Source organism: uncultured Campylobacter sp. (assembly GCF_937997465.1).
GTDB lineage: Bacteria > Campylobacterota > Campylobacteria > Campylobacterales > Campylobacteraceae > Campylobacter_A.
This window is the reverse complement of the sequence record NZ_CALKTQ010000240.1, coordinates 1-7172: the sequence shown is the minus strand read 5'-3', so window position 1 is coordinate 7172 and position 7172 is coordinate 1. Positions and strand designations below refer to the sequence as shown.

The 7172-nt window shown below is 36.3% G+C and carries 3 protein-coding genes and 2 pseudogenes; 3 read left to right on the top strand and 2 right to left on the bottom strand.

Annotation, left to right across the window (positions count from 1 at the left end):
* The 3 genes and pseudogenes from Q0546_RS11995 to Q0546_RS08045 form a co-directional block, all read left to right on the top strand.
* Positions 1–225 (top strand): annotated as a pseudogene (locus Q0546_RS11995) (peptide ABC transporter substrate-binding protein); the annotation flags it as partial.
* A 9-nt stretch (positions 226–234) separates the two neighbouring features.
* Positions 235–1026, top strand: coding sequence for an ABC transporter substrate-binding protein (locus Q0546_RS08050; protein WP_366519260.1), 792 nt, complete (start codon positions 235–237; stop codon positions 1024–1026).
* An 88-nt stretch (positions 1027–1114) separates the two neighbouring features.
* Complete coding sequence (locus Q0546_RS08045) at positions 1115–1366, top strand: type II toxin-antitoxin system prevent-host-death family antitoxin (RefSeq protein WP_021088296.1); 252 nt, start codon at positions 1115–1117, stop codon at positions 1364–1366.
* A 2234-nt stretch (positions 1367–3600) separates the two neighbouring features.
* Here the strand turns inward: Q0546_RS08045 and Q0546_RS08040 are convergent.
* Both Q0546_RS08040 and Q0546_RS11990 read right to left on the bottom strand, forming a co-directional pair.
* Positions 3601–6288: a hypothetical protein gene (locus Q0546_RS08040; RefSeq protein ID WP_298792032.1), complete on the bottom strand. Its 2688-nt coding sequence runs from the start codon at positions 6286–6288 to the stop codon at positions 3601–3603.
* A gap of 186 nt (positions 6289–6474) precedes the next feature.
* Positions 6475–6810, bottom strand: a pseudogene (locus tag Q0546_RS11990) (retention module-containing protein); the annotation flags it as partial.
* Between the last annotated feature and the right edge of the window lie 362 nt (positions 6811–7172).

Sequence of the window (7172 nt, the reverse complement as noted above, 5' to 3'; positions counted from 1 at the left end):
AAAATGAAAAGAATTTTCATCGCTTTTTTGTCGCTGCTAATGGCATCTATGCTAAATGCAGCCCAGTTTAGAGATGTAAAAGATATCTCTGGTGACATCGTCAAGGTCCTTGTAAATGTGGAAAAGATCGCCACACTTTGGTATGCAAACAACCAGATCGTTTTGATGCTAGGCGGAGCTGATAAGATAGTAGCGACGACTGATCTTATCAAAAACAATAAGTAGTTTGCGCATGTGTATCCTAGAATTTCAAGCATACCTAACGGCGTAAATGGCAAGAGTTTGCAGGCTGAAGAGCTAGTCAAACTAAACCCTGACATCGTCATAGCCGCTGATAAAAAGAACAAAGAAGAGCTAACTAAAAATAGCTTTACTGTGCTTTATCCGTCATTTACAAATCACGCTGATATGAAAAAGAGCATATCCATCATGGCTGAAGTCATAGGTGACGACGCACCGAAAATCGCTCAGAAATTTAATGAGTATTTTGACGGCAACCTCAAAAGAGTGCTAAGTAAAACAGATAAGATCGCTGTGTCAGATAGACCAAAAATGCTTCATATAGCCGATGGCAAGAACTTACTTAAGGCCGATGGCACAAATACGATCATAGATGAGTGGATAAGAGTTGCAGGTGGTCAAAATGCAGTTTCAAAAGCTGGAAATATGCTAGAGCTTAATGCCGAAGAGATCATAAATATAAACCCAGACGTGATCATCATAGGTGGAGCCAAAGCACCAGAAATTTTAAAAAAACTATATGAAAATCAAGTCTATGTCGGCACAAACGCTGTCAAAAACAAAAAAGTCTATGTAAATCCAGCTGGCGTCTTTAGTTGGGATAGATACGGCGCTGAGGGGGCTTTGCAAATTTTATGGGCGGCAAAGACCTTACATCCTGAGCTTTTTAAAGATATTAATATAGAAGCTGAGACAAAGAAATTTTATAAAGAGTTTTTACACTACGACCTAAGCGACAAAGAGGTTGGCTACATCCTAAATGGCTTAGACCCAGAGGGTAAATAGAATATAGTTAGTATAGTTACAATGTCGGAGCTTTTTGGTTATTTTTATAATTTTTAGTATTATTTTAGGTATTAAATAAAGGATAAAAATGCAAACTATACAAGCAAATTTCACAGCTAGCATAAGCGAGCTAAAAAAGTCTCCAGCTCAAATTTTAAAACAAGCTGGAGATAATGTCGTAGCTATACTAAACCACAATGTCCCTAGCGCATATCTAGTACCAAGTGCTGTCTATGAAAAAATGGCAGAGATAATAGAAGAGTATCATCTAAGTAAAGCGGTAGATACTGCTCTAGCAAGTGGTGAAAAACCAGTAAAAGTAAGTCTAGATGAGCTATGAGTTAGAATTTTGCTAAGCGTAAAAAAAGACTTTATAAAAAATTTTAAAATATTTGCTATCCAATCTTTTAATAATAGAAAATTTGATAATAAGTAAAGGGCAAATTTATCGAAAGCATTTTGTAAAAATTTAAAAAAAATTGTACTATATTTACTTAATAAAAGTAATGAGACTTTGAATGGCATGCTAAAATTTTATCTAATAGTCTAGATGAAGCCATAGATTAAGATGACAAAGCCAGCATAGCTCAAACCCTGCAATGTACTTTGCTTTAGTATAAATAGAGATGACGGTAAGAGCACCAAAATATAAACTCCGATTTTAGGTGGGATATTTTGATGCTAACCGACATCGCGACCAGAAGTGTTAACTCGGCTGAAATTCTACTAAGTATCCTAATCACACTTATAGGAGCTCCCATGATCGGCTTCATTTTAGTTAAAAATGGCAAAAGATGGTCTTAAGTATAGAAAATTTAAGCTTTTCTTACAAATTTTACAAAATTTGAGCCTTAACCTAAATAGTGGCGAAACGCTTGTGATTTTTGACCCAAACGGCATAGGCAAAAATTTATGTTTTAAAGGTTATTTTGTGGATTTTAAAAGCAAAAGGCGGTCAAATCTTGATTGATACCGCGATCATACCCCTCTTGGTAGTCAAGAGCGCGCCAAGCTCGTATAATGCGTGCTACAAAGTGATAGCTTTAAGTTAAAAGATCTGATTTTAATGGGCGTAAACGCAAACATCGGCATGTTTCAAGGCCGAGTGCGGAGGATAGTGAGTTGGCCGAGGAAGCTGTACGGATAACAGTCGTTAGTGAGTAATTAAATTTAAACGTAGATGAGCTAAGCGGTGGCATGGTGCAACTAGCACTTATAGCTTGCTTGTACTACTGTCCAAAATTCTCGTCATGGACGAGACTACGTCATGCCTTGATGTCTTTCATTAAAACGCCATTTTAAGCCTAATCAAAAGGTTTAATAGCAAACAACAAACCTGCGTGATCTTTACCTCACATCATCCAGATCATGCTTTTGCGGCGGCATATAAAACCTTGCTTTTAAATTATCTCTTAGGATATGAATTTAGCGTGTTCAGCATCGATTTTATAAGTTTAAACATCGAGGATAAAAGGAGGTTACTGGCTAGGTGAAATATTGACTAATTATAGAGTGCTTAGATTTTTATTAAGTCATAATCCATAAAAGCTATTTATTTGATATTTGTAAATTTGCTTAATTATTTCATATTGAAATAATCTTATCTTTTATTGTAGGAAATTTATAAAAAATAAAATAAGTCTTTTCGTATAGATTAAAAAGATAAACAATTATAAAAATTTAATGATAAAAAAGAATATCCCAAAGAAATTTTACTTTGGGATTAAAGCGTTTGGTTGAATTTTTAAAGATCAATTTGTACTGCTGCGTCTTTAATTTCTAAGGTTATGGTGTGACTTTCTTCTGTTTTTGTATAGATATAATAGCCTTCATCATTAGGTGTAGAAGCCTTATCTCATCTACCTTGTTAAGATCTACACTATCATCGGCGATTTTTAACGTATCATATACACTAAATTTAAATATCTATTTATTATCGACCTTATCAAAACCAAAGACTGTAGGTACTTCGTAGTCTAAGTATTTGGTTTTAGACTAAGCCATCTGGTAAAACGTCTTTAAATACTATTATTGGTAAAAATTTATATTAGAATTGATAAAAACAAGATCAATATATGAAGATAAAATTTTCGACGAGTTTTTAAGCTCGCCGCAAAGACTTCTTAGAATTCGGTATGAATTTTTTGGTCCACCTCTATTTTAACGGTATACCCATTGATTACGTATATACTTTCGTAAGTAAGATAAATTTTATCTCTCCTTCTCTGGCATATTTCGGTAGATATAGTATTACATTCTTCATTAGTCATAATATTTTTATTGTTCTTGATTAATATTTATGTCTTCAAGGAGCTTACCTTATCGTACCGTTATATTGTGTATGAGACAAACAATAAAAATTTAGAGTTATTTATTTTTCTTCAACTAAACAAAAACGATCAAATTGTAGATTAATATTAAATAAAATAAACGCTGAAAATATAGAAATCGCTAAAATTTATCTTGACTTTTGGCCAAGATAAATTTTGTATAAAAACTCGCGATTCTCATTTTTTAAGCGCCGAGTAAAGCGACCATAAATACTTTTAGTTGCTTTACCCATAAAAGGATTATTTAGATATCTGGGGTAATAGAATCATTGTCAACTTTAATTATAACCGAATATGTGTTACCGTCGTGATCTAGCTCTGCTTTATACGTTTTATTGCCAGCATCACCGTCATTTGTAATCTCATGCCATCCGTTTTTACTACCGTTACTTTCCAATTCTACTTTATCGTCCGAACCGTATTTTATTTTTAGGGTAGATTCTAGTTCGCCTATACCGTGATCTTTCTCGGGCAAGTTTAATACATCTCCGATACCGATTTTAAGTCTAGCGTTTGATACGTTTGATATGTCTATCGAGTCGTATACGTGGTTAACGACTCCCGCATGATTTTGGCTTAAACCGTGTTCGGTTATACTAGATAAATTTATATTGCTATCCTGCGCACTATCTACTATAATGTGTCTCTTTTCCGTTCCATCGGTCATATCGTTTATGCTTTTGCCGTGTATTACGTTATCTCCACTATCTTTTTGGATATGATTTATAACTCCCTCTCCTTTAATAACCGTATCGATCGTATCGTCGCCATTACGCCAAGAAGTCTTTGTACTAAACATGGATATGGTATCGTCGCCGCTACCGTCTTGTATATTTAGGTTATTTATAGTACCTCCGCTAAACGCTTTTATGGTATCTGCTCCGCCTCCACCGTTTACGTTATCTATCTTAGAGTCTTGATAAGTTCCGCTGCGTCCGCTTCCAACCACGACCTCGTTTTGTCCATTTCCTAAATTTATAGTACCGATCTCGCCTCCATAGATTGCGCTAACAAATTGCTTGCCGTTACCACTAAAGTTTATATCGCCGGTTATTTTGGCATTATCGCCCATTGCCGAAATTCTATTATTATGGCTTAAATTTAAGTCGGTCGAAATATTGCCGCCCGCAACTACTTCTATTTTAGTATCGCCGTTAAAATTAAGATTACTATCCACCGTAGTCTTGCTTACTTGAAGCTGGCTGTTTCCTTCTATATCGTTTATGCTATTTATGCGAGATCCTTTATATAGGTTGAACATATCGTCGCCTTTTCCGCCTTCGATTTGACCTCCTACGCTACCGTTATATACGTCTATTCTATCGTCGCCTTCCCTAGCATCGACCTTTCCGCGAACTATAGCGTTTTTAGTTCCGTCATGATATCCTTTTATATCTATAAAGTCTTTTCCGTGTCCACCTATAACATCTCCGTCTACTTTCGTATTTTCGCCCAAACTTATTTCTGCTCTTTGGTTTGAGGCGCTATTTGCTACGACGTTTCCTTTTATGCGAGCGTCGCTCGTACCGATCAGGACGTTACCGTCGGCGGTAAGGTTTCCGTTTACGGTAACGCTAGTTCCCGGCGTAGGTACTGCTCCGACCATAATTCTATCGTGATACCTAGAGTGATTATCTAAGATGCCGGGCACTCCGCTGTCAGACGATCTGCCCGCATTTATGTTACCGTCTACATCGGTCATTACGTTTATATAATCATTTCCGTCTCCGCCGTTGATATCGCCTACGACTTTTCCGTGACCGTCTTTTATGCCGGTACCAACAACATCTATCTTATCGTTATCCGCCCCGCCGTCTATATTACCGATAATATTAGAATTCGTTACGCTTATTGTATCTTGTCCGCTATTTCCGGTAATAGCTTCATGGCTTGATAAACCGTCGCTATTAGTAATAGTTTTGCCGTTGATAGTAGAATTATTAACGGTTATATTATCGTTTCCGGCATCGCCTGAAATATATTCCGTAATAGTAGAATTATTAACGGTAATGTTATCGGCCCCGGAACCGCCGTAAACGGCTTTTACGGTTACGCCATCTAACATAAGAGTATCGTCTCCGTCGCTACCGAATACCCTCAAATTCGCTAACGTACTAGCCGGCAATTTTAGAGTAGTTAAATTTGTAGTATGAGTCGTAGAACTATAAGCCTGGTAAGATGAAATTTGGTTACCGTTAGAATCTACCGTAATTATAGACGGCGCAGACATTGGGTTCATAGGGTCGTAAGCCGGATTGTCAATATAATGCATGCCGATACTTTTCATATAGTTATCTGCATCGGTATAGTTAGTAAAAATTTTTTGAACGCCGCCGTGGGATATGACGTGCGCGTTTTCATTGGTACTCGTAGTTAGCGTTTCGTTACCTATTTCGCCGTTTCCGACACCGAGTTTTAATCCTGTTTTTATTTTACCGATCGGCATTACGGCTACCGGTTCTCCGGCGGCATTTTTGATTAGTCCCCAACCGCTGTCGCCTATTTTTTCTATACTTTCTTCAGGAATCGACGCAGTAGCTTTTTGGAATTGATGCCCGTCTATCTCTATCGTTTTTTGTCCTATCCTAACTTGAGTTCCAAGGGTATCAAATAGTCTCGATAAATTGTTCGTATTCGTTAAATTTGCGCTATTTGAACTGTCGACGGGTTCTTTAGCGGATTTTAAATTTGCATACTCGTTAACTAAATTATCTATTTGCTCTGCCGTAAAAGCATTTTGCGTGTGGTTCGGATAAGGTTGTTTAACGTTTTCGAGAGCCGATTTCATTTGCTCTTTCATATCGTTTATCTGCGCTACGCCTTCCGCGCTATCTAGCCATGCATTGTGCATGGCCGTTCCTAAATTTGAAAAGTAGCCGTTAGAAATATCGTCGCTATAGAAAGACGAGGAGAGCTCTATGCCACCAAACAATGTCGGTCCTTCAGTTGTCACATTAGTATTTTTTATACCTAAGTCGTTTCCACCACTTACACCAAAGCTATTATCTCCACCTGCTGCTAGAGCTAAAGCATCTATAGCTTCTACATTAGCATATATGTTACTAATGTGACCACCTTCTGTAAAACTAGCAGAAGATAGACTTACGCCATTTCCACCATTTCCACCTGCTTGTGGACCACCTGCAGCAGTTTCTTCTAGAGCATTAAGATCTGTTCCTTTTAAGATGGCTTGTTGTAGAGCTGAGATATCAGCTACTGTTTCGTTATTGTTAGAGTCTTGATCTAGAGTTAGAGTATCTTTACCTATTAAAGTTATATCTTTACCATCAGTTTGAGTTATTGTTACTTTAGAGTTAGAACCTTCTGTAACTATCTTTTCACCTTGGTATACAATATCTCCTACACTTAATTGTCTTACCTCTCCTGTTAAGTCATTAAGTGCTCTTACTATTCCTCCGCTTATGCTTTTAACTACTCCAGCTTCTTTAGGCATCATATTCTCCTTGTTCTTGAGTATGATTTATTTAAAATTGGAAGAATTATATAAATTTTAGAAGTATATGTCTATTGTACTGGAGTACGATATAAAAGATATTTATAATATAAATAAATGGCATTTTTTATGGTGTTTTATCTTTTAAATGACTTTTAGGGTTTTTGTTTTTATAGCCACTATCTTATACCAACCATGGAGATAAAAGGTGTCTTGCATCTACTTTAATTAGCTAAATATTTTATCTGAGAATTTTCTCCAGCTAAATTTGCAATAAAAAAGTAGAAAATTCTATTATAAACTAAACTTCTAAAAATAAAGGCTCCTAAAAACTTAGGTATTTTATATTACTGCTATACTTT